Below are 1,122 nucleotides of genomic sequence, written 5' to 3' on the forward strand. Positions count from 1 at the left end.
CGCCTCCAGTCCGTCAGGTGGATGCGTCGAGGACGCTAGGCGCGCGCGGACCGCACCCGGTCCGCGAACGCGGCGTGCAACGGGTGCTGCTCGTCGAGCCCGGTGATCTCGGTCACGACCTCGGCGTCGCTCCGGTCCGAGCGCAGCAGCGCCTGGAGTTCGACGCTCTGCTCGTCGTCCGGCACGTCGAAACGCAGCGCGGCGCCCATGGCGTCGAGCAGCGCCGTCGGCTCCGTGCCGTCCTCGGCGAGGGCGGCGGCGGGCGACACGAAGCGCTCGTCGCGGGAGAGCTTGCGCAGCGGCTGTCGGCCGACGCGAGTCACGGTGTCGGGCAGGTGCGGGTTCTCGAAGCGCCCGATGATGGCCTGCACGTACGCACGGTGCACCTCGGGGTCGAGCTCGTGGCGGCGGACGAGCAGGTCGCTCGTCTCGGCGAGCACGGACTCGAGCTCGGACCGGACCGCGGGGATCGCGATGGCGTCCGAGATCTTGTCCGCCCCGGCGAGGAAGCCGTGGTACGCGACGGTCGCGTGCCCGGTGTTCACCGTGAAGAGCTTGCGCTCGATCGACGCGGCGAGGCCGTCGACGTAGTGGGCGCCGGGGATCTCCGGCTCGTTCCCGCCGAACGGCGTGCGGTCGATGGCCCACTCGAAGTAGGTCTCGACGGTGACGTCCAGGCCCGCGCCCTCGGGCTGCGCCGGGACGATGCGGTCGACCGCGGTGTTCGCGAAGACGGCCTTGGCGAGGGCCTGGTCGCGGACGTCGGCGGGGAGCGCCTCGACGATGAACTCGCGCAGGCGGTCGGTGGCGTTGAGGGCGTTCTCGCACGCCATCACGGCGATCGGCGCGGCGTCCGCGTCGCGCTGCTGGAGCGCCTTCGCGATGACCGGCGCGATGAACTTCAGGACGTTCGGTCCGACGGCGCAGGTGACGATGGACGCCGTGGCGATCTCGGCGACGACGGCCGATTCGTCCTGGGCGCTGTTCAGGGCACGGAAGTTCGTGACCTCGTGGTCGCGCGCGTTCTGACCGACCTCGTGCACGGTGTACGAGTCGGCAGCGGCGAGAGCGTCGATGAGGGGCGCGGCGACGTCGGCGAAGACGACCTCGTAGCCGGCCTCG

Annotated in this window: 1 protein-coding gene; it reads right to left on the bottom strand. The window is 71.9% G+C overall.

The window, feature by feature from the left end; genetic code table 11:
* Positions 1 to 35 precede the first annotated feature (35 nt).
* A partial coding sequence (locus BIV01_RS11490) for a mannitol-1-phosphate 5-dehydrogenase (protein WP_071302935.1) occupies positions 36 to 1,122 on the bottom strand: 1,087 nt, incomplete at its 5' end.

Source organism: Curtobacterium sp. MCBA15_013 (assembly GCF_001865095.1).
Classification (GTDB): domain Bacteria; phylum Actinomycetota; class Actinomycetes; order Actinomycetales; family Microbacteriaceae; genus Curtobacterium.